Source organism: Micromonospora sp. DT47, assembly GCF_049844475.1.
Taxonomy (GTDB): domain Bacteria; phylum Actinomycetota; class Actinomycetes; order Mycobacteriales; family Micromonosporaceae; genus Micromonospora.
Map to the genome: position 1 here is coordinate 1 of NZ_JBNCLC010000043.1, position 21,978 is coordinate 21,978.

The window sequence follows — 21,978 nt, forward strand, 5'->3', positions numbered from 1 at the left end:
CCACCGTCGTCGCTACCCGGCGCAGGCAGGGCGCCGCCCGGACCCCGACGGATCACTAGCCTCGTTCTGCCGCTAACGCTCGACCTCAGCAGCGCTCTCCGGCTATTGCTCGAGCGACAGCGACTGTTCGGTCCGGCTTCGAGCCTTTGCACCTTGTCGCGCTCGAACACCTTCCTGGAGGCCGGTCGGGCATGCGGGTGATGATGCCGTAGATGCTCTACGAAATGCTCGTAGTCGTTCTCGCCAACGACCTCTTTGACGTACCAGGTGACGAGCCGCCAGCTGCGGCTCAGGGCCGACCAGGGTCTGTTGCGTTGTCCGTGTCGAGGGATCAAGGCAACAGACCCGCTGACCGTGACCACGTCCTTGTTGGTGATCTGGTTGAGTCTGGTCGAGTTGGGATCCATGTTCTCGGCAACACCCCGGACCGTGATGTCCCGGTCCGTGACGATACCGACCGAATTGTCGTCGTCAGTCACCACCACGTCGCCGATCGCGCTGTCGCGCATCTCCTGCGCCGCGGCGGTGAGCGTGTCGTCGCCGTCCATCGTCACCAACCGGGTCGTCATGAACTCTCCGACCGTTGTCATGGTGCTCCCCTCTCGGTGTCGGCACCGCGGTCTACCTGCCACCCCGGTCGGGGTAACGTGGCCGGACTCAGCGGTGGCGCAGCCTGCGCCGCAGGTCGTAGAAGCCGTTGCTGGACAGGCCGTAGAAGAGCGGGAGCAGGAGCAGGACGACCAGCGCCGCCGGCACGCCGACCAGCCAGCCGACCACGCCGGCCGCGGCGTACGCCATGATCCCGAGCAGCGCCCGGAGCCGCTCGACGGCGAAGAACCGGGGCGTGACGTGCCGTTGCAGCAGCTCCCCGTGCCGGCTGAGGTAGTGGTAGAGCCAGAGCCAGGCCGCCGAGAGGACCACCCCGACCAGCCCGTACAACGCCACCGCGACGCCCTCGTCGAACCGGTCGCCCGCCTCCACCGCCTGAGAGACCACCGCGGTGACGAACGGCAGCAGGGCCACGCTGAACAACACGCCCAGGTTCGCCTAGTGCAGCCCGCGGTCGGTGCAGCGGATCCGATGGAAGGTGCCCTTGTGGTTCAGCCAGTTCACCGCGACGTAGAGGTACGACGTGACGTAGGCCAGGTAGACCGGCCAGCGGGTGAGCAGCGCGTGCAGCAGCCCACCCGGCGGTACCTCCGGGGTGCGCAGGTCGAGCATGAGCAGCGTGATGATGATGGCGAAGACGGCGTCGCTGAACCCGATCGCCCGGCCGGTGTCCGAGCGCAGGCCGGAGGCCTCGACGTCCTCGGCGTCCCGCTGATCCCGGTCGCTGTCCATCGGCTCCCCCCGTCCGCCGCGCTCCCGACGGGATCGCCGGAGGCGGTCAGCAGGAGCGACGCATACCCACCGTCGGCGACTTCGTGCGGTGATCCAATGTCGGGAACCCGGGGCCGCCGAGCGGTGCCGCCGTGGCGGTCGGCGGACCGGTCCGCGCGCGAGGTCACCCGCGTGGGGGCATCCCGTAGACGCGCTCGACGTGCAGCCGCAGCACGAGGCGACGCTCGGCGACCATGGCCCGCCGGAAGTCGTCCCAGTCCGGGTGTTCGCCCTGAACCCGTAGAGCCCGAACAGTGGCACCGTTGCATTGAAGGTTGGCAAGATCGAGGCAGGCTTGAGCAGTGAAGTCATCGACCCGCTCGCGCCCTTGGTTGCCTCCGACGTCGGCGTTCGCCGGGTTCCGGTTCCCGCCCGAGGTGATCGTGGTCGTGGTCCGCTGGTATCTGCGGTTCACGTGCCACCCGGAAGGGGTGTTCTTGGCAGGAAATACTCCGTGTCCTCCCGGTGTGCATAGGGTCAGGCGGTAACCCGTCCTCTGTACGTCATGACGTGGGCGAGGAGCGCAGCGGGATGACGGTCGAGACCACGGCGATCGCCGCCTGATGCGCGCGGCGTTGATCATGCTGGCCACGCTGGTGGTGGCCGTGCTGCTGGACATCGGCACGCGCAGGCTCGTCCGTCGCGCCAACCACGGTCGCTACCGGTGGGTCCTGGGACCACTGCGGAACGCCTGCCGCCGTCCGACGGCCGCCGCGCTGCTCCTCACCGGGCTGTACCTCGCACTGCCGCCGAGGCCGACCGGATGGCTCGGCGACGTCCGACACGCCATCGGGCTGTTGCTCATCGGCAGCGTCGCCTGGCTGGTGATCAAGGCGTTGCACGTCGCCGAGGGCGTCACCTTCAGCCGGCTGCCGCCGGAGGTGGTCGCGGACCGCCGGATCCGGCGGGCCCGAACCCAGATCCGCCCCGTCCGACGCTTCACCGCGGTAGTGATCACGATCGTGGCCATCGGCCTGATCATGACCACCTTCCCGCCCATCCGCGCGTTCGGGATCTCCGTCCTGGGCTCGGCCGGCGTCGTCGGCGCGCTCATCGGCCTGTCCGCCCGGACCGCGCTGGGCAACGCGTTCGCCGGTATTCAGGTCGCCTTCTCGGACGGTCTGCACGTCGGCGACGTGGTGGTCATCGAGGGCGAGTGGGGCCGGGTCGAAGAGGTCAAGCTGACCAACGTGGTCGTCCGGCTGTGGGACGACCGGACGCTCGTCCTGCCGACGATGTACTTCACCGAGCGCCCGTTCCAGAACTGGTCCCGGCACGAGGCGCGGGTGGTCGGCAAGGTCCAGATCCACGTGGACCACACCGCCGACCTCGAGGACCTGCGCACGGAGACGCAACGGCTCGTCGAGTCCTCACCGCTGTGGGACCGGAGCCAGTGGGTACTGCAGATGGTCGACGCCACCGCACCGAGCGTCGTGATCGAGGTGCAGGCCGCAGCCGCCGACGGGCCCAGCGCCTGGGACCTCCGCTGCGACCTCCGCGAGGGCCTGATCCGCTACATCCGCGACAACCACCCGCAGTGGCTCCCCCGCACCCGCAGCGAGTACAAACCCTGACCTCCCCGCAAACCCACAAAAGCCGCCTTGACGGGCGAAAGGTGCGCGTTCAGGTGGGCCTGTGCCGAGGACCCACCCCACCGACAGGAAGGTATGAGATGTCGCTCGACGCGTTCCGCATCCCCGGCGGCTCCTTGGACGACCTGATCAGTCGGTTCTTCGGCGGAGACCCGTTCGAGGGACGTCCGGTGGAGCGCGTGGACCTGTCCCGGCTGCTCTCCACCGAATCGCGGCAACTGCTGCAACGGGCAGCCGAGCAGGCTGCGGCGTGGGGCAGCCCCTACCTCAACGTCGAGCACCTGCTGTGGGCCGCCGCCCAGTCCGACCCCACCCGCCGGATCCTCGACGCGAGCGGCGCCGACCCCGACGACCTGGCCCGCCAGATAGAGGCGGCCCTCCCCAGAGGCAGGCCACGCGAGGACACGCCCCCGCTCGCGCCAGCGGCGAAGCGCGCCCTGCTCGCGTCCGCCGGCCCAGTCCCCCACAGGGGGCTCGGCAGGGCGGGCCGACCGCCGTCTGGGTCCTGCGGACACGTCGACTTTAGCGACACCGCGCCGATTGCGTTCCGGATGGGTGACGGCATGCCCGGGGCGGTCTCGGCCGCGACGTCTTTCGGTTGCAGCGTTGGGCCAGTAGCCGTCCCAGCCCTGGGCCGCAGCGCGCAGTACGCCGCGTCTACGCCGGCAACTGCGGCGTCCACGTCGTCGTCCTCGAAGACCGCGGCGAACCGGCATAGCAAGGCCATCGGCGCCCCCGGGTGCGACAGCAGCGGATCCCGCACGGCGACCGCCTGGCAGATCAAATCGAGCTCCGACCAGCGCAGCGCGTACGGGTGCCAGTGCGCCAAATCGTCCCAACCCAGCTCGGCAGGCTCGGCGGAACCAGCTCCGGTGATGCCCAGTTCGTACGAGCCGAGCCGGGTGTCGACGTCGTAGCAAGATGAGATGGCCGCCGCCGACGTCGAACGTGACGTTGAGCGCGTTGCCCCGCTCGTCATCGTCCTCGTCGAGCAGCTCTTCAAGGGCGCCGAGCCGATCGGCACCGGGACCGTCCTCCGCGGCGAAGGTGTACCGCGCCCAGAACACAGGATCGTGCAGCGATTCGCGCAGGGATACTGGAATGCCCATCCCACGATCATCGCCTGCCGACGCGGCACCCCCCTCAGTCAGGGCCGGCTGCCGTGATCGAGCACCCCGTGCACGCCTTCCCACCGGACGCCTACTCCGCCCGTTCGTCGTGACGGTGGGTAGCGCACGGAGCGTGGCAGAAGAGTGAATCGTGGAGCCAGCGCCGCCGACAGTATTGCGAGCCCGACCTACGGGCCGGGATATTCGGCGTGGATCTCGCCGCCGAACAGCCGCCAGTAGAAGTCGTTCATTCGTGCCGCTGCGGGAGCGTGTCGGGCGAGGATCTCCGCCACGGCCGGGGGCAGGCCGTGCGGGATGTTGCCGCTTGCGCATCGGCGCACGTACTCGTTGCGGGCTACGGGGCCGCCGCTGGCCGGCACCGGCACTCCGCACACCGTGGTGACCAGCCAGTTCACCAGTCCCATCGTGTGGGGCTCGTAAATCCAGTTTGGCTACGCTGCCTGCGAGTATTCGTTGATCAGTCCGCCGAGGATCGGGCGTCGTTGGACCCGGGCGGCGTTGAGGTCGACGACCTGCGGTGGCGGCACTGTGGTCAGTCATTCGGGTACCAGCAGTGGTTCCTGTTCGACACCGTGTGGGCAGCCGCTCACCCCGACCTGGCCCAATCACTCCTGCGCTACAACAACCACTGGGATCCACTCGAGGACTGAAAGCGGCCGAGCCCTGAGCTCCCGATCGTCGGGACGAGCAGATGCTAATCGGGCGCGCGGTCAGCGGCAAATCAGGATGGTCGGGTAGGACGGCAGCGGGGGAAAACCAAATGAGTGGGCACTCCGCGTCGGGCATGATGCGGCCGTGAACCACGACAGCGACCGCGCACCTCTCGGCGTTGATAACCCGGCATCTGCTCAGTTCGAGGAGCGGGTGTGGTCATGGGTGAGGTCCCTGGAAGAACAGGAAGAACGGGTGCGGCACGCCCGCATGCTTGTCGGTCTCCGGCTGGCAGCGGTGCGCTACTTCGGCATCGACTACTTCCGCGAGGAGATCGCGGCGAACCAGGCCGGCCCACGGGAGATCACGGACGACGCGGAGTGGCGCGATCCGATCTGGAGCTGCCCTGGGTTCGACTCCGCCGACTACGGCATCGAGTTGGAGATGCTGGGTGGCCGGGTGTTCTCGGTGACGTGGGATCCACCGGGTATGCGGGAGGGCATTGGGATGCGCGAGGTGCCTCTGCGCGGTACGGGAGTTCGCGTCGACGCCGACGTCGCCGTCTGGGACGTCAGTCAGCGCAGCGAATGGCGGCGCTTCATCGGAGCGGAGGTCACCGATGTCGGGTTGCACTACCTGCCGTGGGAGGACGGCCACCTCAGCGGCTTCTGGTGTCCTCGGATCAGCCTGCTGTTCGGCATCGCCCACGTTGAGCTGCTGCTGGGGGAAGGCGGACCGGAGGGACAGCTGCGCCCGTCGGCCGACAACGTTGCGGTGCTGTTCGACCCGGTTGAGCTTCCGGCGTGGGAGCAGTCGGCGCCCTGACCGGAGATGATCCGCTGACAACCCCAGTGCCCTCATCGCTGATGTGCGGATGCCGTGGCGGGCGATGCGAGTCGGACGCGAATCCGAGTGGCTCATCGACAGGACCGGTAGGGCGGGGTTGAGGCGATGGCCACAGAGATGCCCACTGCTCGGTCTTCCTGCCCGGAGGTGATACTGGGTCAGTGCGAGGATCATGGGCTCATGTTGGCCGGCTGTGGACCAACGGCGAACCTTTCCTCGCGATCGACGCCATGCGGCGGAGCGAATGGTGCGGTTACAGCAACGACGACTTCGAACGGGTCGTCGACATGGCGCCGGAGGACAGCACAATCTCCGTCGGTGCTGGCCGAGCGGCTCTGGTCGGCGGGGACGGGGTTGTCCGCGATGACAGTTGGATTGAGGTCTTCCAGTCCGAGGACGGTGCCCTCGCCTTCGTACAGGCATCTGGGCCCGACTACGCGCGTGTGCTCGCTGCAGCACTGATGTACCCGGACGCCGAGGACGACGAGGGTGATGACCTCGCTGTCGGCAGTGGTGAACTGGCGGTCTTCAGCACAGCAGTCGACGGTGCCGGCGAGTACTCGGGCCCGTTGTCGCCGGCACGGCCAGGGCCGGTGCCGGTCGTTCACGGCCCACCGAAGCGAGAGCCTGACCCGGGCATGCTGATCCAGACTGCTGAGACAAGGGTGTATCGGTTCAAGATCCGGTGGTACACCGAGCTGGACGACGAAAGCTGCTTCGCGCGCTGGCTGCTTATCCCTGCTGAAAACAACGGCTGAGTGCGAGCAAGCCACTCGCTTCGCGGCAGATGAGCGCACATGATCATGAAGATGTCGATTACGGCGAGTTCGGAGGCTTGGCCTTCTGCGGGTAAATCGTCTCGTAACGGGCCAGCATGGCAACGAACTCGCCGATCTTCCGCTCGCGGGTCTGCGCCCGTTTGACGGCATTGATGCGGTGGATGAGAGCGAACCGGTTGGTTTTGGTGAGGACGTCGAACATGGCCTGGGCGGCGGGGTCGGCAGCGATGGCGGCGAGGAGGTCGGCCGGCACCTCGGCTTCCGACGGCGGGGCGTAGGCGGCCGCCCACCGCCCGTCCGCCTTCGCGGCTTCTACCGCGACGCGGCCTGGCGGCAGCATTCGCCCCTGCGCCTCCAGCCGGGCCACGTGGGCGACGTTGCGTTGTGACCAGGAACTGCGGGGCCTGCGAGGGGTGAACCGGATCCAGGAGGTTTCCTGATCCCGTCTACGGGCCTGCCCGTCGATCCAGCCGAAACACAGGGCCTCGTCGACCGCCTGCTGCCAGGTCAGCGTCGTGACTGTGCCGCCCTTCTTGGTCAGGACGAGCCAGACACCGGGCGACGTGGCGTGGTTGGCCGACAACCACGCGCACAGCGCGTCGGCGTCCGCGACGATCAACTTATCCAGTTCAGCGCTCGCCATGACGGCAGGCTATCGCTGCGCCGTTGCCGCAGCCTCTGCCTGTGGGCCAGCCCGACTCGCGGGGCTGCCGGCGCCGGTCGCTCGGCGGACCGTCGGGGGCAGGACCTCGATGGTCAGGACCGTCTCGACGTCGGGCCGGCATGTCGGACTCCTCGTGCACGTGCCGGTTGCGGCGAGCGTCGTCCACGACCACGGGCCTCTGCCAATCACCAGCGCCATCCACGGTGGCGGCCAGACGCCGTACGAGCCGGCGACGCCCGGCGATCCAGCCACGCACCTCAACCGCTCGGTCTGCGGCATGAGCGTGCGCTCGCGTCGCGTATAGAGTTCGCCCGTCTGCTTCGCCTTGCGATGATCCAGTGGCGACCTCCTACGTGTCCCACACCACCGTGGACTGTGCCAACGCCTACGCCTTGTCTGGGTTGGTGGCAAGCCGTTCTCGACTACAGCGACGACCCGGACGATCCGAACGAGCCCGGCCACGAGGAATGCATGATCTACTCCCGTGACGGGCGGCACCGTCTGCTCTTCATCGAGGTGCCGGAAGTAAAGCAGATCAAGAACAGGATCCATCTCGACTTGCGTCCTGTCGAAGGCACGCGCGACGCGGAGCTGGCGCGGCTGACCGAGCTCGGTGCGGCCGTCGTGGCTGACCGCCGCAACGCCGACGGAGTCAGCACGAGCGCCCGGCCTGCCAGTAGTCCGTCTCGTATGGCACCGCGGCGTGCGCGGCCAGGCCGTCGTCAGCGTGCCGGTCGGCTTGTTCGGCGAGCCAGGCCGGGTAGTCCGAGTCGTGCCACCGCAGTCCGGTCTCGAGCGCGAGTGCGAGCCCGTGGCCCGACAGCGGGTCGACACTCAGCGCGCAGTCACCGACCCGGACCGGGCCGGCGAGGCCCGCTTGTAGGCGGTTTCGAATCGGACGCACCCGCGGCCGTATCGCCCGGAAGTCGGCGGGCAACCAGCCGGGCGCGGCGCGGACGACGGCCCGCCAGGCCTGGTCAAGGCCCCCGTGGCGGCGCAGCACGACCGGATCGGTGACGTACGTGACGGCGACGTGTACGCCGTCGTCAACGGCGGACCACCATCCCGCGGCGACCGCTTCGACGGTGAGCCGGTGGCCGAGACCACGGACAGCACCGGTGGGGCCGGCGGCAGTGAGCGCGACGCGGTCCGGCCCGAGCACCCGTCGCATCCCGTCGGGCGGCGCGTGCTTGCCGGTGGCCAGTACCCGCCGTCCCGTCGACGGGGCTTGCGTGGACGTCGCGACCCGGGTCACGCCGTCCCGGACGGCGAGCCGGCGCACCAGGGGGTCGAACCAGGACCGGTCGATGATCCAGCCGTGTCCGCCAGGCTCTAGCAGCGCTGTTCGCTCGACGTACTCCGGCGACGCCCAGCGAGAGAGGATCGCGTCACACGGCCGGGCCCGAGCCACGATGTCGTCGTACCAGCCGAGCGCGACGAGCGCCGCCGTCGCCCGCCCGGACAGCACCTCGAGCGTCCCGGTCGGATGATCCCGTGCGAGGCCAGCGAGCCATGCCCGGTCGCCGCGGCGGCAGGCGGCAGCCGCGGCGGCGGCACCCGCCGGTCCGGCGCCTACCACGACAGTCGTCGTCGCGTTCAACGCGGGTTCACGGGATCGACCCGGCCCGCTCGGACTCCGCGAACCCAGACGCGTGTGTCCCGGTGACGAAGGCGAGCTTGAACCAGTTGGCGACCATCTGCTCGTACGAAGGCATCTCGGGCGGCCTGCGTGATGGCCCCTGGCGGGGCGCTGGTGGCCAGGCCATCGAGGCACCAGCCTGCGCGCGGGTCCAGGCTCGCATCGTGCCGCGGGCGGCCGCCTCCGCCGCCGTTGGGTAGACGAAGTCCGGCCGCTGGGAAGGCCACCAGCCCCAGTTCTCCGGCGGGACGGCACGGCTCTGCTCCTCCGTCTTGCAATCGAGGAAGTCGGCGAGCCAGGGCAACGCCATCTGCCGGGAGAAGTAGCCGGGGCCCACCTTCGTGCCAGCCGGGTCCCCGACGTAACGACTGCCGGTGCCGTGCTTGACCCGGAACGGCTCCGCGAAGATCTTGGCCTCCCGGATCATCCAGCCGACCTCGATACCGGGGAAGAACGCGCCTCCGGAGGCGAACTCGAGCGCCGCACGGTCCAGACCGGACGATGTCACCGCGGCGGGAACCGGCGGCGCCATCAGCGAGGCCGGGCCGAGGCCCGAGGCGAGGAAAGCGCCCTTTGACCACCGCTCCATAACGGCGTACTGGGTCTCTGTGAGGGTGAGGCCGTACCGGCCGGTGGCGAACTTGCCATACGGGTCGTCGCCGAGCAGCTTAGGCATGTTGTCGCCGATCGTCGCGGTCAGCCCCGTGGTACCCGGCTTGCGCAGCCGCCTGAAGATGAACTCGCGCAAGGTTTTCGGCTGTGCCGGGTCCGAGAGGGATGCCCAAATCGACGCTGGCGGCGTGGGTCCGCCGAGCATCACATGCTTGAGCTGAGCCGGCCCGAAGACCCACATCGACGCGATCGCTGCACGCAGGATCGGCGCGACGTCTTCGTCGAACCGGACCTTGTATGTTGTGAACGTGGTTCCGCCGCCGCCGAGATCCTTGGCCATCCCCGTCATGAAGCCGAATTCGCCGCTGATGTAGACCGACTCGTCCTTAGGTACCAGCCTCCCGCGCACGGCGACGTCGACCAGGACGTCGTAGAGGCTCACCATCTGCGGCAGGCCGGGGGCGAAGTCCGGCGGGCCGACGACGAGCCAGGCGCCCTGCACCGGCACGGTCACCGTCTTACCCGCGACCTTCAGTCGCAAGCGAGCCGTCAGCGGGCCGTCGCAAACGTCGTCGAACCAGCCATCGTTGTTCGCGTAGTCCAGGATCGCAGCACCACCGCGAGCGCCCGCCACCCCACCCCCGGGCACGACGATGAGCCGGCCCTGGCCGTCGGTCCGGAGCTGGCCGAGTGAGGTGATCGCCGGGGTCGGCTGCGGGCTCGGCCACAGCTCGGCGGCTGGGTTACGGCTCGTGCCCTTGTCGATCTTGACTGGATTGGCGTTCTTGCCGGAGATGCTGCGCGGTTGCGGATCGATCTCCAGGCTCCGCCGGTCCGGCACGCCGGGGTTGCGCCGTCTCCGGGCTGGCTGGACCGGCAGCAGTGGCGAGCCGGCGAGGCCGTCGAAGGTGAAGAACGACGCCTTCCGGTTGGCGAGGTGCACCGTCCAGGTGAGATCCACGACGTCCTTGTCGTCAAGTGTGACCTCGCGGGACGGCGACCAGACGCCCCCGCTTTCGGTGTACTCGTAGATCCGGAACCGGGCGGCCTGCCGCTTGACCCGCCCGCCTGACTTGAACGGCGGCGTTGCCGTCCCCAGGCCGGGGACGCCGACCACCGGCTGTCCGGGTCGCTCAGGCCCGATGAAATAGTCGTTGGGATCGGCGTTCCCGACCCGGGCGATCCCGATCGCCGGGTGGATTCGGTACCGGGGAGGAGGCTGGGCCATCGGTCACACCGGAACCCATTCCCCGGCGTTCTTTTGCCAGGTCGGTAGTGAGCCGTCGTGCCGCAACCGGACGAGCGTGGTGGGTAGCCGGACGTCCCACGGGTCACCCTGCGGCACCTCGGTGCCGGGTGCCTCGTCCCGCTCCTTGATCTCCTGAATGATGCTCACGTAGAGCGGGCTGCTTAACAACGGTGGGTTTGCGCCGTCCCAGATCTCGCCGGTGTCGAGAAAGTGCGCCATCGTGGTCTCGAACCCGGGCCGTACGGGTACGACCACTCGGGCCGCCCCGGCCTTCAGGAACTCGCCGAACTGCGGATCGACGTCCTGCAACTGCGAGCGCGCCAGCCAGTTGTCCTTTCGGCCCCAGTAGTACGGGTAGAACAGGTACATCATCTGCTCCCACTCGAAGGCCTGCTCGAAGAAGCGGATGTAGCGGCCCTCCGGGTCGGCCTCGACGAGGTCGAGCTCGGGAAAGCCCTGCGGCGACGACCTCACCGCGCCGAAGAGGTCGTACTGCTGCGCGGTCAGGGTGGCGATCGCGTGCTTGCGCAGTTCGGCCCGCTCGATCTGGCGGTTCTCTGCGGGGTTTCGGCCCTGGACGGCGTTCGCCGCTTGGACCTGCAGCGCCGCCAGTTCGTCCTGGTAGTCCCGGAGCAGCTTGAGGTATGCCTGCTGGATCGCGGTGTGCGTTTCCAGCCGCCAGATGTCGAGCGCTCGCGCGGTCGCCTGGCACGTGATCTCGACGGCGACCGCGAGGTGGTCGATCTGGAACGTCCTAAGCGCCAACGGGACCACGCCCTCCTCGTCGCTCAAGGTGTACGCGTGGCTCCAAGACGAGCCGCCATTCTGTCGCCAGGACGCCTTGCCGATCGCGTAGTCGACGTTCCAGTCGGCGCGCCAGAGGGTGGCCAGGCCGGTAGTGTACGCGGCGATGGCCCGGTACCCGTCCGGAATCGGGACGTCGGCGATCTTGGTGAAGACCCCGCCGTCCTTATTCGCGGCCGCGCCCTCGAAGGTCTTGGCGACGGCGACGTACGGCGCGGGTGGCGGCTTCACCCCGGCGACCTGGTACCGGTGGACGTACGTCTTGTAGTTGTACTGGTCAAGTTGCGACGGGGTGAGGGTGAACTCGATCGGCTTGGTCGACGTCGTCCCCGGTGCCGGCCGAGATGTCGAGGCGTAGAGCCAGAACGCACCCGGCTCAGGGATCATCAGCTCAAACATCATTCGCTTGCCGTAGTTGTAGACCTGCGCCTCGTAGACCTTGTCCACCCACTGGTAGGCGCCGATGACGTGGCCGTTGCCGGCGGGATTCTCCAGCCCGTGCTCGGTGATGTCCTCGAACTGCTGGAGTGTGCGCAGGATCTGCTCGGTGCGTCGTCGCTCGGTGACCTTGGAGCTGGCTCGGTCGGTGACCTCCTTGGAGTACTTCGAGGCTGTTTTGGCAGCCTCCTCCTTGGCGTGGTTCATCGCGAAGTCGGTAGAGGCCTTGAACTCGACAGTGGGCCCGTACGACCCGGAGACCGACAGCCCCGCTTTGAACGACACGTCGTCCTTGATCACGGACGACGCCTCACGCTGGAGCTCGAACCGCTCCGTGGTCTGGCTGTCGCGCTCCTCCTCTTTGCTGGTCTCCTCCTCGACGGTGATCGTCGTCTCGGTCTCCTGGGCCCGCCGGACTTTGCGCATGTGGTGCTCGCCATCGAGGACGTTCTCGATGTGCGCGAGCTCGCCGCCCTCATAGCGCTTGATGTGCTGCCGGACAACGAGCAGGTCGCCGACCCCGACCGGCTGGACGTTGGCGTGGCTGGTGGGCACCGACACCGATCCGGAGATGATGCTTTGTGTGGACAGGCCGTCGACGGCGACGACGGAGGTTCCCAGCAACTGGACGGTCGACGCCGCCCGCTCCAGGCTGGCCAGTTCGTGATAGGCCGAGGTGAGCTCTTCGTCCATGTGCTCGAGGACGGTAGGGGTCGACGTGCGAGTCAGGTCGAACCCGAGTTCGCCGACTACGGCGCGGACCGGCTCGGCGAGCGTGTCGAACGCGGCCCGGGTAAGGACCAGGCGCGGTCCGACGGCCTGTGCGTCTGCTGCGATGTCACCGACCACTGACGCCAGGTCGAGGTCAGCGACGAAACCGGCGACGGCGCCGGGCTCGAAGACCTTCAGGTCGCCGTGCGGGCCGGACTCGGCGAGACGACGAGCCACGACCTGGCGGGCATCGACCTGGGGTCGCTCGACGGGACGGGGATCCTTCCCCTCAGGGCGCTCGAACGCGACCGGTTCCAGCCGGGAGAGGGTCCGGGCCGCCTCGCTGAGCCGGTTGATCCGGCCACGCAGCTTCTCGATGCGCGCCCCGGCGTCGTCTGGGCGTGTGGTCGGCTTGCCGGGGTCCGGCGGCCGCCGTTTGGGCAGGATCGGGCCGATCGTGGTCGAGCGGGTGAGAGCGGCGGTCAGGCCCTGCGGGTCGTCGAGCGGTCCCGATCCGTCGGCGAGACGGATTACGAGGTCTAGCATGCGCAGCGCCGTTTCGACCTGGACGGCCTCGACCGCGGCGTCGCGGGACAGTAGTTTCGAGGCGATGAGCAAATCCTGGAGGACCTCGCGGACCTCGCCGGTGTTCGGGTCTGCGGCGACCTTGGCCGCTGACTGCCCGAGAACGTCTCTGATTGCGCCGGCCACGGCGATGCCGAAGTTTCCCTTGGGGGGTGTCCGGGTCAGCTCCCGAAGCGTCGCCTCGAGCGCAAGCAGCTTGTCGGTGAGCGGTACGTCGGACAGGCTTGTGACGGCTCGCTCGGCGATGATCGCGTCGGACGCCCTTCGCAGCGCCTCGCGGCCCTCGGCGTGCTGACGCGCCTCCTCGAGGCGGGTGAGGAAGCGCTGCGACGGTGTCACTACCACGGGGTTCCCTGGCTGAGGCGGTCGCAACATGAGGAATCGGAAGATCTCGTTCACGGTGGCTCCCTCCAGCGGGCGGGTCGGTGGACCTGAGAAGGGTGCTGCGCGACGACCGCGATTCCATTCACCGGGGCCGTCGCGCTGAGATACGCGTTGTCGTCGCGGTAAGGGGCCTTCGTGGCGATGCCCGCTTCAATAAGGGCAGTCTCAGGATGTCTTGCGCGTTCAGGTTCGGTTATGCAGGCTTCCGCCCACAAACCCAGACCCGTTCCTGCATCAGCACTGCTTGGTTTGTAGATCCGCCACTTAGGCCCACCCCCGGAAGGCATTGCTGACCTGACCTGCATTGATGACCGTGTTGAGCTGAATGTGCTGAAGAGCCTCGGCCGCCGCCTCGCTTACCCGAGCAGAACGGTCGACGGTTGAGTTGAGGATCTCCACAGGACTCTTCGTGCGGCTGCCATGTTCGACGAGCAGCTGATGACCGTTTCTGCCATCGCAGGGATTCATCACTAGCTCACCAGCCAGACCCGCAGTCAACCTGCCGATCTGTCACCGTTTGCCAAAGCAAGGCCGACGCCGATGCATTCATGTTTGTCTGTCAAGAGCCGTCACTCAATGGTTCTGTCAGTGAGATGACACAGTGAGCCTGAGCGACGTGGATCAGCGAGGGCAAAGCGTCGTGGGGGCGCCGACCGCAAATCTGGCCCTCGATCAGGCTGCTTTGAGGCACTGCCCGAGCACCGGCGATGGAGGTAAGACGTCGGCCTCGGCGAGGGCGTGGAAGACCGGCCGCCAGCACCCCGGTGGCTTCCATCGCCACGTGCGTAACCTGCTCCGCGAGCAGCCACGCGGTCATCTCCCGCAGCGCGCTGTAGAACGTCGGGTACTTACGTACCTGCTGGCGGCGCTGCCTGTCGGGCTCGTAAATTCGGTGCGGGTCTGTGACGTGCGCCTTTGTGTGAGGTCTGCCCCGGCGGAAGCGGCAACGATGGGGGCGTGACCGCTTCGCTGGTGTACCTGCTCCTGCGCCAGATCTTGCAGATGCTCACCCAGCTCGCCCGCGTCTCGGCTGCTCACCCGCCTCACGCGGGCACACCTGGTCACTGCCGCCGCAAACCGCGCGGCTGAGCGTCCTGCAATGGACCTTGGACCAAGGCCGGCGGCGGACTCATGGAAGCACAGCCGCCCACGACCGATCGAGCAGAGTGGTCGGGACTGCGACAGCTTCTGGGAGCAGACGAAGCTGATGTGCAGGTCATGCCGCTGCAGTCGACACCGACCAGCTTCTTTTGGAAACCGTTGCTTCATTGCCTTGAGCACGAGCGTGAGGCGCAGGCCTGGGAGCACCGTGACCAAGGCTGAGAGCGCGACCGTGCACCAGAGTGACAATTATGTGCGCTGTCACAGCCGCCGATTTGAGACGAGGGGACAACGTCTTTCGGCGAGTCCGAACCAATCAGATTGTCCACAGCGATGGCCAGTCTCGCCTGGTCACCCGCCGCCGACGCCTCCGGACGGCGACAGGCCGTCGGCGGTGAACCGACCGGCCGGTCATCCTTGCCTGCCGCAGTCGGGGCAGTAGTGGCTCGGTTTCGGCTGGTCGCCGCACACCAGGCAGTCCGGGGGCGCTCGGTGCGGTTGGGTGCGTTCAGTGGCGTCAGTGAACCCTAACCCGTCGAGCACCTTGGCCACGTCGGGCAGGGTGCGCAGCTCGCCGGAGGCCAGGGCGGCGAACACCTCGGGGGCGTCGGTGAACGCCGTGAACGATTCGTCGAACATGCGCAGCTGCACGGCTGGGTCGTCGGGGGCGGGGGAGGCGTCTACCAGGGTGAGATCCCAGACTGTCTCGCCGTCGGCGTCGATCTTCTCAACGTGCAGGGCCGGTTCGGGGTTGATGCTCTTGAACAGACCGGCGTTCCACTGCTCGTGGGTGATGATGTATCGCAGCGTTGGCGAATTCATAGCCCCCTCCTCAAGCGAGGTCGTCGTTGGCGGGTACCTCGATGTCGCGCCACCGAAGATGGTTGATGATCATGCCGAGGATCACGACGCCTCGCCACACCCCGATGCCGATAGTGACGGCCGCTCCGGTGAGGGGGATCGCCCAGTAGACGCCGTGCAGCGCCGGCCACAGACTGATGAGCACCACGGCTGCCACACCGCTCCAGGTAATGCCGGTGGATAAGGGCTTGGGTTCGGCGGGGGTGGGGGCCATCGGGGGTCTCCTCGCATCCGGGGTGTCGGAACATGGTAGGCGGTCGATGCGCGAGTGGCGTTGAGGATCAGCGGTAGCGGGTGACAACGTCGGTGCAGTCCTGTACCTCCTGGCGGACCCGCGACGAGGCCGAGAACGCGATCTTCGCCTACGTCGACGGCTGGTACAACACCCGCCGCATCCAACGCGAGTTGGGCTACCTCAGCCCCGACGAGTACGAGACCGCCTGGCACACCCGCCAGAACCATCCAGCCGAGCCACCTATCACCACCCCTGCGCCAGCCGGCAGCAGGTAACCACCGCTCCATCAAAGCGGGGGGAACTCACCTGGACACACCCCGCCCGCAGTGTCGGTACCCATGCTGTGATCAAACCAGGCCGATCCGCGGAGGCATATGCGCCGTGTCACCGGGTGACCTAGCGACTGCCTTGTGCCCGCCACCATCGGGAGCAACACGCGTCCGACGTGGCGGGCCGGGTGGCGGCCCGCTCCCCAGGAGGGCGGGCCGACTGCAAACGGGATGGCGGCGGAGGTGTCGCAGGGCCGGTCAGCGTCAATTCGCGGTATTCGAACGGTTTGGCCGGACACGCGGGGGATTTAGGGGCTGCCCGCCTTCGAACACTCGTAGGTAGGCCGAGTACATCCGGCGGATGGCCATAACGAAGAGCAGAAAAATGAAGGCAGCGATGGCAAGGCATACAGACGTAGGTATCACGGAGAGCTTATCGTCAGGCGTTTTTCGGATACCCGAGGCGATGATGAGGAACGCCGATAGGATGGCTGACGCCAAGGCCCCCACCATAAGGTGTGCGGCTGTCTCACGGAAGTGTCGCCGAGAGACAGGGCTGATCGCCTCGCCGCGATCCTCCAGGCGGTCCCTAAGAGAGGCGAGTTGAGTAAAGGCAGTAAAAAGAATGCCCGCGATCAACGCGCTTGCCCCCGAGATTGATCCGGGATCTGTCAACTTCCAGCCCTGCCACCAAGAGACGCATAACACCGCAACGGGGACTCCGTACAGGACAAGGCGTGCGGCTACATCAGGCGGGAGTTCGTCATCTTCCGACTGGGTGAGGCTGACCCGCCGCAGCGAACGGAAGTGATCAAACACGAGGGGACGTACGTCGAAACGGTCGAGCGGTCCTCCACGCATCTGGCACCTCCCAGTTGACCCCTAGACTACTCGGGGGGTACGACACCCCGAGCGGCTGCCATCGATGGGAACAACTCGGACACAGACATAGAAACGGTGTTAAACCACTTCTCGTCCGAGAGTCGAACGTCCCCTAGATCGTAGATCCACTCACCGATCTCGGTAGACGGACGGAGACTGCGGGTTCGGTCGCCAGGGCCATCTACGCGCAGCAGGCTGTCGACAAAATTGAGCGGTATTGCGACCCCGACAGCTGCCGTAGCAAGTTCATTAGCAAGCGAGCTCCGAGCGTCTCGGTTGGCTAGCGTCCTCCATTTTTGGTCCGCCCACTCGAGTGCTCGACTCCGCATCGTCTCCTGAATTTTCTCAGAACCCGCGATCTTCACGGTCATCTTCACGCGCTCTGCCAAGAGGTCGCCATCGCGGGCCGTCCCAAGTGTCGTCACCTCCAGCTCGCGAACAATCCCATTCCGGATGAAGTGCGCAACGGCAGCGCGGTCGGCAATTCCTTCCGAAAGAAACAACCGATAGGGGGTCGAGTATATGGACTTAAGACTTGCCTCAACCCGCCGATAGGGGCAGGCCCGTCCACGAGCCTCAACGGCTAGAATTCCGGCCGCACCTTTTTCGGGCAGCGCCAATAGCGCTCGGTAGGGCTTCGAGACAGCTCGTCCCTCAATGTCCAGATCAACGTTCTTACCTTCTGGATCAATCAAGGTGCCGCCGTCACCGAAAGTGCCGTGATAGAAGTCGAGTCGAAGCTCGAAGTCATTTCGATGGACCGCAGTGTATCGGACTACGTTGCCGGTCGGCGGTTGCGGCATCCCCTCATCGCTGACCCTGGGGGGATCCTCGAGTTTCAATGTTGCATCGACGTGCTTACAGAGGTCGGTGAAGAGGGAATCAGAAAGGTGACCTGCGCCTGCCTTGCTGAAATCGATGTTCTTCCGCTTGCTGCCCTCGCGCACGTGGACCACAAACAGTCGGTACCCGTAGTGACCCACAGGTTGTCCTCCCATGACGGCTGGGGGTTGCGAGGCACACTCATAGTATTGTTTCGCCGTCAACAAGTAAAACTTGCAGCTATGTCGATCGGCCGCGTGCGTGCGCCGGGGACCAGGCCGCGGCCTGTCGCGCTCACGTCGCCTCGCGATCCTCCGGCTCACCGATAGTCGCGGAACCAGGCTGGCGGCCGTCCGTCGCCGGAAGCGCCAGCCGTCGTCCAAGCCGTCAAGGTCCGCTTGAGGTGGCGGCCCTGGCGGCGCCCCGCTAACGGCTGGACGACCGCTACGGGATGGCGGAGGCACGCCTATGGCACGGGCGAATGGGCCGCACTCCACCCCTTGGTCAGATCGCTCCCTTGGGGCCGAACGTTCCCAGATGCGCCCGGACAAAGGAAGGTAGCAGTCAGCGTGGCGGCCAGCGCGTCGGCTGCGGCGGCATCGCAGTCGGACGGACCCCGAGGGCGACCTGGGCGTGGGTGCGCAGCACCTCGCTGCCGATCCCCACCGGGAGGCTGGCGTAGTTGTGTGCCAGGGCGACCGGGATGACCGCGTCCTGGTAGAGCCGAGTGCCGACGGCGTCCAGGAAGCCCAAGCTCGACCGCAGTGTGGGGTAGGCGGCCAGGTTGACCCCGCCGCGGTCGTCGGTCACCGTGCCACCGGTCAGCCGAGGCACTGACAGGACGTGGACACGCCCGTCGCGGGTGCGGTAGATGAAGCGGCGCCCGAAGTCGGTGTCCTTGCCGTACGGGCTGGCAGGCCCGGGGACAACCCACCGTCGCAGGTACCCGTCGGGCAGGCAGACAAGGGTGCCGGGGGGAAGAAGCCCCAGGGAAGCCAGCTGCCGGGCGTGGTCCACCAGCACGCCGGTCTTCTGCAGCCCGAGGATTGGGGGACTGAGCCACCCCCTCGTGCTGACGGAGGCGTGCACGGCCTGGAGGAAGCGCTCAGCGTGCCGCTTGAGGTCGGCGGCCGCGCCGCTGACCAGCATTGGCCCATCGAGAACGAACGCTGTGTGCTGGTACTCGGTACCTCGTGCGAAGCAGCGAATGAACCAGAGGAAGACGAGCACCTCGACGACGCTCATCAGCCGGCCCAACGCCATGACGTTGCTGCCCTCGGGTGCGACCTCAATGTGCAGCTGGAGGACGTCGATCGGGTAGATCCGCTCCTTACAGCCGGGACACGAGATCGCGGTGACGCCCACCATGTGTGGGCCGGCGAGCCCACACGACGGACACTTGGACACCGACAGGGACGTCGCCGGCACGTCCGGGGTGCCGGTCCAGACGTGGAACAGCACGTCCAGCAGTGAGGCGAGGTCGTCCTCTCGGTCCCCCATACGGGGGACCCGGAAGATGGCGTCCACGGCTTCCCGGAAGGCCGACTGCTGGTCCTGCCCGTCCCGATAGTTGATCACTGAGGTGGGAATCACGTTCTTCAGCACGTAGCCGACCGCCGCGCGGCCGATCTCTCGGGGGTCGACGAACCTGTCCGCGGGGGGAGCGAGCATCCGCCGCAGGTCCACATGCGCGACGGCTACCTGCAGGTAGCCGACGCGGGCTGCGGGGAAGTCGGGCAGGACCTCGACCTCCGCTGGGCTGCCGTCGACGGCTACCGCTCGGTTTGTCGGCCGGCTAAGCAGGGGCAGGTCCGACCCCGGTGTGCACAGCGCAACGATGTCGTTCTCGATCTCGTGCCGTGCGTTGGCGCGGTCGGGGAGGTTCATGTTGCGCAGTGCGGCGGTAACGGCGGGGTCGGCGACAAGGCCTCGGTGGTTGAGCCGGTCGGCGCGCTCGGATCGGCCGTACTCGTCGTTGTAGGGCATGGAGAACTACCGCCGATCGTCGAGGTCGCCGCCGAATAGGTCGTCACGGTGCGCCGGGGCCGCCGGCCCGAGCGCGTCACCGGACGGCAGCCCCGGCGGAACCACCTGGGCGGCCTCGGCGGTGGTGCGGGCCGCGGTGATCATGGCCACGTCGAACTTGGCGATCTGAACCGGCACGATGTACCGGCCGCTCATAGTCTTGAGGCGGACGAAGCCACGGTCCTCGCTGCCACGGATGGCGTCACCGAAGGACTCGAAGTCGTAGTACTTCGACAGCTCGTTGACCTCGTGCTTGCTGTTGAGGTGAGCGACGATCCAGTTGTAGGTGTTGCTCAGGACCTCGTCGGCCACGGAGCGCACCTCCTGGGTGGCGTACATCAGGCCGATCTTCAGCTTGCTCGCGGTGCGCGCGAGCAGCACGTAGGGGTCCCGCTCCTGCTTGCCGAACTTCGACTTCTCAAAGAGGGTGTGGGCCTCTTCGATGACGATCTGCATCTTTGGCGGCTCCTCGTTCCGGCGGAACACCTCTCCACCCCGGTCGAGGACATGCATGATGATCCGCTCGGAAATGGCTTGGAGCACCGACTGCGTGCCGCGGGACAGCTCGACGATGACAATCTTGCCCTCGGAGAGCTCGTCGTAGATGTCGAGGGCGAAGTTGCCGTCAGCGTGCGGGTTGTGGAACGGGGCGACGTCGCGCATGCGGGCGATACCGGCCCGGTTTGTGCTGGACTCGAAGACCCCCATGACCGCCTGGGTGGCCTCTTCGCGCAGCCAGTAGGCAATCGTTCCCTGGGTGGTGCTCGACCCTTCGTCCTTGTGCTCGACGAGCCACTCGCAGACCTTGATCAGGTCCTGTCGAGTCCTGATAGTGACGCGGCCGCCGTTGACCTTGGTGATCCCGGCCTGTGTGTCGGTGATGATCCGGTCGGCGATCGCTGCTGCCATCTTCATGGTGAAGGACCACCGCTGGGGCAGCGGGAAGCTGGCCTTCGCCAGCAGAGCATAGAAGAACATGCGCGCGCGAGCGATGTGCTGCTTGGCGCTGTCGAGCGCCTGCGGGTTCGGATAGTCGGCGGGGTCTGGATCGGAGAGGTCGGCGCTGACGAAGCGGGTGATGTACTTCGCGTTGCCGGCACCAGCGAGGAGCACGTCCGCGATCACCTGCCGGGCCGGCTCGAGCATCTCCGGGTCGAAGAAGTTCAGCTGCAGCGCCCGGCCGGGCTCACCGGCACGCAGGCCATAGCGGTAGATGCTGACGTACTCGTCGCCCAGATCGGCCAGCGCGGTGCCGTCCTGCTGGTTGACGTTGGCGTACTCGCCCTGCGGGTCGAACAGCAACTGACCGATGCGCTCGCCGTTCTCGCAGGCGTGCCGGAAGACCGCCGTGGTGAGGGTCTTGACCGTGTTGGACTTGCCGGTACGGGTCATGCCGAAGATGGCAGTCTTCTGCTCGATGAAGTCACCGACGCGAACGGCCACCGGCACCTCATGCTCCTGGCGCAGCTTCGCGCGCCGGCGGGTGCTCGCGTACCGCACATGGCCGATCGGCAGCAGCTGAGGGGCAGCCCCCGCCTCGGCCTCAGCCTCGGTAACCGACGGATAAGAGGCGATGATCTCCAGTGCCGCCGGGGACGGCTTGAACACTCGGTAGGAGGTCGCGGCGTAGAGGTTGTCCAAGTCGCTGCCGAACGCCAGGTACGGCACGCCGTTGGTGGTGACGTCGGCGTAAAAGGTGCCCAGAATGCGGCACCGCAGACCGCTGTACTGCATCCGGTCGCGGGTCAGGTTGTCGATCGGGACGGCCGACGAATCCAGAGTCACGGCCGCCGCGTCTGGCGCGGCGTCGCCCCAGACGGCCTCATGCCTGGCCGCCGCCTCCCGGATCTCGGTCAGCTCGGACTGACGCGGGACCGGTGCGGTGCCCTCGACGCGCAGCAGCAGCACCTCATCGTCATCCTCGTTCCCGGCCGGCACGCCAGCCTGTCGAACGGTCGCCAGCAGGAAGCAGAACTCGGGGATCCCACCTGCGCCCCGCTTCCATGCGTCGTTGGTAACGACGGTGGCGCCGCGAAAGTCGATATCGAAGACCCGGCCGACGTCAAGCCCGTCGAGCAGTGCGTTGAGGGGGCTCATCTCGGCTTGGGCGCGAGCAGAGCCGATCGGCATGGTCATCGCGTTCTGATTCCTCTCAGTTGCCGGTCTGAGGCGACGGAAGGTTGGGCACGACGAGCTCCTGAGAGCCTCGCCGGCTACTCGGGCGCAGCGTTGCGCAGTTTTAAGAGCCTGGTAAATAAGGGGTTCCGGGCGTCGGCTGGCCTCGTGGAGATTGATGATTGCGGCCGTACGGGCGTGGCG

The 21,978-nt window shown here is 67.2% G+C and carries 21 protein-coding genes and 3 pseudogenes; 8 read left to right on the plus strand and 16 right to left on the minus strand.

Annotated elements, in window-relative coordinates; translation table 11 throughout:
- The 5 genes and pseudogenes from ACLQ2U_RS31245 to ACLQ2U_RS31265 form a co-directional block, all read right to left on the minus strand.
- On the minus strand, positions 1-362 hold a 362-nt coding region (locus ACLQ2U_RS31245), incomplete at its 3' end, for a CstA-like transporter-associated (seleno)protein (protein ID WP_425754508.1).
- A pseudogene (locus ACLQ2U_RS31250) lies at positions 348-590 on the minus strand (CBS domain-containing protein); the annotation flags it as partial. The pseudogene ACLQ2U_RS31250 and the gene ACLQ2U_RS31245, both read right to left, overlap by 15 nt.
- Positions 591-657: 67 nt before the next feature.
- Positions 658-1,035, minus strand: a complete 378-nt coding sequence (locus ACLQ2U_RS31255; protein WP_425754489.1) for a hypothetical protein — start codon at positions 1,033-1,035, stop codon at positions 658-660.
- Positions 1,036-1,047: 12 nt separating this feature from the next.
- Positions 1,048-1,341, minus strand: coding sequence for a TMEM175 family protein (locus ACLQ2U_RS31260; RefSeq protein ID WP_425754490.1), 294 nt, complete (start codon positions 1,339-1,341; stop codon positions 1,048-1,050).
- A gap of 163 nt (positions 1,342-1,504) precedes the next feature.
- Positions 1,505-1,618 (minus strand): annotated as a pseudogene (locus ACLQ2U_RS31265) (PPOX class F420-dependent oxidoreductase); the annotation flags it as partial.
- A 325-nt stretch (positions 1,619-1,943) separates the two neighbouring features.
- Here ACLQ2U_RS31265 and ACLQ2U_RS31270 point away from each other — a divergent pair.
- The 3 genes from ACLQ2U_RS31270 (at position 1,944) to ACLQ2U_RS31280 (ending at position 4,138) form a co-directional block, all read left to right on the plus strand.
- Positions 1,944-2,954, plus strand: a complete 1,011-nt coding sequence (locus tag ACLQ2U_RS31270; RefSeq protein ID WP_425754491.1) for a mechanosensitive ion channel family protein — start codon at positions 1,944-1,946, stop codon at positions 2,952-2,954.
- 98 nt (positions 2,955-3,052) lie between these two features.
- Entirely contained in the window at positions 3,053-3,889 is an 837-nt protein-coding gene (locus tag ACLQ2U_RS31275; protein WP_425754492.1) for a Clp protease N-terminal domain-containing protein, read from the plus strand.
- A 9-nt stretch (positions 3,890-3,898) separates the two neighbouring features.
- On the plus strand, positions 3,899-4,138 hold the full coding sequence (locus ACLQ2U_RS31280) for a hypothetical protein (RefSeq protein WP_425754493.1): 240 nt from the start codon (positions 3,899-3,901) through the stop codon (positions 4,136-4,138).
- Positions 4,139-4,269: 131 nt separating this feature from the next.
- On the opposite strand, the gene ACLQ2U_RS31285 is transcribed toward ACLQ2U_RS31280, so the two are convergent.
- Entirely contained in the window at positions 4,270-4,497 is a 228-nt protein-coding gene (locus ACLQ2U_RS31285; RefSeq protein ID WP_425754494.1) for a hypothetical protein, read from the minus strand.
- Positions 4,498-4,897: 400 nt separating this feature from the next.
- On the opposite strand from ACLQ2U_RS31285, the gene ACLQ2U_RS31290 reads away from it, so the two are divergent.
- On the plus strand, positions 4,898-5,578 hold the full coding sequence (locus tag ACLQ2U_RS31290) for a hypothetical protein (RefSeq protein ID WP_425754495.1): 681 nt from the start codon (positions 4,898-4,900) through the stop codon (positions 5,576-5,578).
- A gap of 251 nt (positions 5,579-5,829) precedes the next feature.
- Positions 5,830-6,357 (plus strand): hypothetical protein, encoded by a 528-nt coding sequence (locus tag ACLQ2U_RS31295; RefSeq protein ID WP_425754496.1) that lies wholly within the window; start codon positions 5,830-5,832, stop codon positions 6,355-6,357.
- Between the two features lie 58 nt (positions 6,358-6,415).
- Here ACLQ2U_RS31295 and ACLQ2U_RS31300 read toward each other — a convergent pair whose 3' ends face one another.
- A complete protein-coding gene (locus ACLQ2U_RS31300) occupies positions 6,416-7,021 on the minus strand; it encodes a YdeI/OmpD-associated family protein (RefSeq protein ID WP_425754497.1) in 606 nt (201 codons plus the stop codon).
- A gap of 351 nt (positions 7,022-7,372) precedes the next feature.
- Between ACLQ2U_RS31300 and ACLQ2U_RS31305 the strand changes: the two are divergent.
- A pseudogene (locus tag ACLQ2U_RS31305) lies at positions 7,373-7,633 on the plus strand (VOC family protein); the annotation flags it as partial.
- Between the two features lie 61 nt (positions 7,634-7,694).
- On the opposite strand, the gene ACLQ2U_RS31310 reads toward ACLQ2U_RS31305, so the two are convergent.
- The 4 genes from ACLQ2U_RS31310 to ACLQ2U_RS31325 form a co-directional block, all read right to left on the minus strand.
- Positions 7,695-8,510, minus strand: a complete 816-nt coding sequence (locus tag ACLQ2U_RS31310; protein WP_425754509.1) for a hypothetical protein — start codon at positions 8,508-8,510, stop codon at positions 7,695-7,697.
- A gap of 139 nt (positions 8,511-8,649) precedes the next feature.
- Positions 8,650-10,521, minus strand: coding sequence for a LodA/GoxA family CTQ-dependent oxidase (locus ACLQ2U_RS31315; RefSeq protein WP_425754498.1), 1,872 nt, complete (start codon positions 10,519-10,521; stop codon positions 8,650-8,652).
- A 3-nt stretch (positions 10,522-10,524) separates the two neighbouring features.
- The gene (locus ACLQ2U_RS31320) at positions 10,525-13,425 is read right to left on the minus strand and encodes a hypothetical protein (RefSeq protein ID WP_425754499.1); all 2,901 of its coding nucleotides are present in this window, start codon (positions 13,423-13,425) and stop codon (positions 10,525-10,527) included.
- A 303-nt stretch (positions 13,426-13,728) separates the two neighbouring features.
- A complete protein-coding gene (locus ACLQ2U_RS31325) occupies positions 13,729-13,863 on the minus strand; it encodes a hypothetical protein (protein ID WP_425754500.1) in 135 nt (44 codons plus the stop codon).
- A gap of 558 nt (positions 13,864-14,421) precedes the next feature.
- Here ACLQ2U_RS31325 and ACLQ2U_RS31330 point away from each other — a divergent pair.
- Positions 14,422-14,553: a hypothetical protein gene (locus tag ACLQ2U_RS31330; protein ID WP_425754501.1), complete on the plus strand. Its 132-nt coding sequence runs from the start codon at positions 14,422-14,424 to the stop codon at positions 14,551-14,553.
- A gap of 423 nt (positions 14,554-14,976) precedes the next feature.
- On the opposite strand, the gene ACLQ2U_RS31335 is transcribed toward ACLQ2U_RS31330, so the two are convergent.
- Both ACLQ2U_RS31335 and ACLQ2U_RS31340 read right to left on the minus strand, forming a co-directional pair.
- Positions 14,977-15,387, minus strand: coding sequence for a hypothetical protein (locus ACLQ2U_RS31335; protein ID WP_425754502.1), 411 nt, complete (start codon positions 15,385-15,387; stop codon positions 14,977-14,979).
- A 10-nt stretch (positions 15,388-15,397) separates the two neighbouring features.
- On the minus strand, positions 15,398-15,640 hold the full coding sequence (locus ACLQ2U_RS31340) for a hypothetical protein (protein ID WP_425754503.1): 243 nt from the start codon (positions 15,638-15,640) through the stop codon (positions 15,398-15,400).
- Positions 15,641-15,732: 92 nt separating this feature from the next.
- Between ACLQ2U_RS31340 and ACLQ2U_RS31345 the strand changes: the two genes are divergently transcribed.
- Positions 15,733-15,936, plus strand: coding sequence for an IS3 family transposase (locus ACLQ2U_RS31345; RefSeq protein WP_425754504.1), 204 nt, complete (start codon positions 15,733-15,735; stop codon positions 15,934-15,936).
- An 881-nt stretch (positions 15,937-16,817) separates the two neighbouring features.
- Here the strand turns inward: ACLQ2U_RS31345 and ACLQ2U_RS31350 are convergent.
- The 3 genes from ACLQ2U_RS31350 to ACLQ2U_RS31360 form a co-directional block, all read right to left on the minus strand.
- The gene (locus tag ACLQ2U_RS31350) at positions 16,818-17,795 is read right to left on the minus strand and encodes a hypothetical protein (protein WP_425754505.1); all 978 of its coding nucleotides are present in this window, start codon (positions 17,793-17,795) and stop codon (positions 16,818-16,820) included.
- 403 nt (positions 17,796-18,198) lie between these two features.
- Positions 18,199-19,620, minus strand: coding sequence for a hypothetical protein (locus tag ACLQ2U_RS31355; protein ID WP_425754506.1), 1,422 nt, complete (start codon positions 19,618-19,620; stop codon positions 18,199-18,201).
- A 6-nt stretch (positions 19,621-19,626) separates the two neighbouring features.
- Complete coding sequence (locus tag ACLQ2U_RS31360; RefSeq protein WP_425754507.1) at positions 19,627-21,795, minus strand: helicase HerA domain-containing protein; 2,169 nt, start codon at positions 21,793-21,795, stop codon at positions 19,627-19,629.
- Between the last annotated feature and the right edge of the window lie 183 nt (positions 21,796-21,978).